The sequence below is a fragment of the Spirillospora sp. NPDC049652 genome (genome assembly GCF_040675125.1).
Classification (GTDB): Bacteria; Actinomycetota; Actinomycetes; order Streptosporangiales; family Streptosporangiaceae; genus Spirillospora.
Genome location: NZ_JBFAOF010000863.1, coordinates 1 through 3,094 on the forward strand (window position 1 = coordinate 1; position 3,094 = coordinate 3,094).

Annotated in this window: 3 protein-coding genes; all 3 read right to left on the bottom strand. The window is 70.4% G+C overall.

Annotated elements, in window-relative coordinates; genetic code table 11:
- Positions 1-30 precede the first annotated feature (30 nt).
- On the bottom strand, positions 31-804 hold the full coding sequence (locus AB0J52_RS33960) for a glycosyltransferase family protein (RefSeq protein WP_500186983.1): 774 nt from the start codon (positions 802-804) through the stop codon (positions 31-33).
- Entirely contained in the window at positions 801-2,039 is a 1,239-nt protein-coding gene (locus AB0J52_RS33965; RefSeq protein WP_500186984.1) for a methyltransferase domain-containing protein, read from the bottom strand. The genes AB0J52_RS33960 and AB0J52_RS33965 overlap by 4 nt, the downstream gene beginning before the upstream one ends.
- A gap of 493 nt (positions 2,040-2,532) precedes the next feature.
- On the bottom strand, positions 2,533-3,094 hold a 562-nt coding region (locus tag AB0J52_RS33970), incomplete at its 5' end, for an HAD-IC family P-type ATPase (RefSeq protein ID WP_500186985.1).

The window sequence follows — 3,094 nt, forward strand, 5'->3', positions numbered from 1 at the left end:
GCCGCGCCGCGCACCGCGTCACGTTCGGCGTCACCGCTCCCAGACCGCCCAGGGGCGGACGCCGCGCAGGTACGACTCGTCCAGGGCGAGGCGCTCCTTCACGGTGTCGGTGGGACGCCAGTAGCCCCGGTAGGGGTAGGTGAGCAGCCCGCCGGTCTTGGCGAGGGCCGCGCAGGCGTCCGCGACGAGGTCGCCGCCCGGAGGGATGTGGTCGAAGACGTCCTGGCGCAGGACGAAGTAGCCGCCGTTGATCCACACCGGCATCTCGGTGACCGGGGTGATGCCGGACGCGCGGCCGTCCGAGCCGAGCTCGATGCAGTGGAAGGTGTCGGTCGGCGGCACCACCATCATCGAGGCGCTCGCGTCCGACCCGGCGAACCGGTCGATCATGTCCGGCAGCGGCGCGTCGGTGAGCACGTCGGCGTAGTTGGCGAGGAACATCTCGTCCCCGTCCAGATGGGGCCGGACGCGCCGGAGCCGCTCGCCGATCGGCGAGTCCGCGCCGGTGTCCACGAACGTGATCTGCCAGTCGGAGATGTCGGTGGACAGCAGCTCGACCCGCCCGCCGCGCAGCCGGAAGTCGTTGGAGTGCGTCTCGGAGTAGTGGACGAAGAAGTCCTTGATGTGGTGCGGCGCGTGGCCGAGGCACAGGATGAACTCGGTGTGCCCGTAGTGCGCGTAGTACCGCATCACGTGCCACAGCAGCGGACGGGGCCCGACGAGCTGCATCGGCTTGGGGATGTCGCCGGCCGTGCCGGTGCGCATCCGCATGCCGAGGCCGCCGCAGAACAGCACCACCTTCACCGGCCGACCTCCACGACGTCCAGCTCCGGAATCGGGAAGACGAGCCGTCCGCCCCAGTCGTGCACATAGGCGAGCTGCTCGGACAGCTCGTCCCGCAGGTTCCACGGGAGGACGAGCACGTAGTCGGGACGGTCCTCCGCGATCTGCTCGGGCGGGAGGATTGGGATGCGCGTGCCCGGTGTGAAGCGGCCGTGCTTGTAGGGATTCCGGTCGACCGTGTAGGCGAGCAGGTCGGACCGGACACCGCAGTGGTTCAGCAGCGTGTTGCCCTTGCCCGGAGCTCCGTACCCGACGACCGTCTTGCCTTCTTCGGCCGCGCGTATGAGGAACTTCAGCAGGTCTCGGCGGACCTTGGCGACGCGTTGCGCGAACGCCGTGTAGCCCTCGTCGCTGTGCAGGCCCTGTTCGCGTTCCTTCTGCAGCAGCTCGTGCACGCGCGCGTTGGGCTCGCCCTCCGGACGCGCCCAGAGGCGGATCGAACCGCCGTGCGTGGGCAGCAGCTCGACGTCCACCAGGGTCAGCCCGCCGCTCGCGAGCGCGCGCTGCGCGGACGCGACCGTGTAGTACTGGAAATGCTCGTGGTAGATCGTGTCGTACTGGCCGAGCTCCATGAGCGTCGCGAGGTACTGGACCTCGATCGACACCCATCCGTCGTCCGCGACCAGAGCGCGCAGGCCCTTCGTGAAGCCGACGACGTCCGGAATGTGCGCATAAACGTTGTTGGCGACGACCAGATCGGCGGGTCCGTGCTCGTCCCTGACCCGTTTCCCGGTCTCCTCGGTCAGGAACTCCGTCAGCGTCGGGACGCCCTTCTCCCGCGCCGCCTCGCCCACATTCGCGGACGGTTCGATTCCCAGGCAGCGGACGCCCTTTTCCACCACATGCCGGAGCAGGTATCCGTCGTTGCTGGCGACCTCCACCACGAAGCCGGGTTCGACGCGCTCGACGGCCGCGTCCACGAACGCCTTCGCGTGCCGCACCCACGAGTCGGAGTAGGACGAGAAGTAGGCGTACTCGGTGAACGTCTCCTCCGGGGTGATCAGCGGCGGGAGCTGCGCCAGCCGGCACTCCCGGCAGACCCGCAGGTGCAGCGGGTAGGTCACCTCCGGCGCGTCCAGCCGGTCCCCGGTGAGGAACAGTTCGCACGGCGGGGTGGCCCCGAGGTCCACGACGCTCGCCAGGTCCTTCGCGCCGCACAGGCGGCACCCGGCCGCACCACTGCTCGGATCGTTCAACAAGCCACCCCCGCGCGCCCGGCCCCACTCGGCCCCGGCGCCTCGCCCCGACGAACGACCCCAGCATGACCAGCGATCTTTCATTCTCAACGGGTATGACCACAAGCGGCCACAGATAGTGACCGACGCCCGAATAAGACGACCTACGGGTTGATCGAATGCCTATCCGGAAATGGCCCGAAACGGCATATCCGCTCCGTCCGAACCCCCCGGATCCGCCGTCCGCGCGCGGTTTTGGGGCGTCCGCCGCGAAAAGGCGAAGGAGGCCCGGCCCCGAAGGGCCGGACCTCCTCCCGCGTGCCCGATGCCAGGCACCCCGTCGAACCGGTTTCGCATGCCCCGAAGAGCCGGTTCATGCCTCCCACCGGAGCGGGTCCAAGCTCCCCGCCGAAGCGGGTCCGTGCGTCCCGCCGCGGCGGGGGTCCAGCGCCCCGCGGAAGCGGGGGTCCAGCGTCCCGCCGGAACGGGGGTCGAGCGTGCCGCCGAGGCGGGGTCAGGCGTTCTCGGTGAGCGGGCGGAACCGCCGCAGGCGGAGGCTGTTGCTCACCACGAAGACCGACGAGAAGGCCATCGCGCCGCCCGCGATCATCGGGTTGAGCAGACCGGTCGCCGCGAGCGGCAGCGCCGCCACGTTGTAGGCGAAGGCCCAGAACAGGTTGCCCTTGATGGTGCCGAGCGTCTTGCGGGAGAGCCGGATCGCGTCGGCCGCCGACCGCAGGTCGCCGCGGACCAGGGTCAGGTCGGACGCCTCGATCGCCGCGTCCGTGCCGGTGCCCATCGCGAGGCCGAGGTCGGCCTGGGCGAGCGCCGCGGCGTCGTTGACGCCGTCCCCGACCATCGCGACCGTGCGGCCCTCGGCCTGCAGCCGCTTGACCACGTCCACCTTGTCGGCGGGCATGACCTCGGCGATCACCTCGTCGATCCCGACCTGGTCCGCGACCGTCCGGGCCACCGCCTCGTTGTCGCCGGTGAGCAGCACCGGCCGCAGCCCGAGGGCGCGCAGCTGCGTGATCGCCTCGGCGGAGGTCGGCTTGATCTGGTCGGCGACGGTGAGG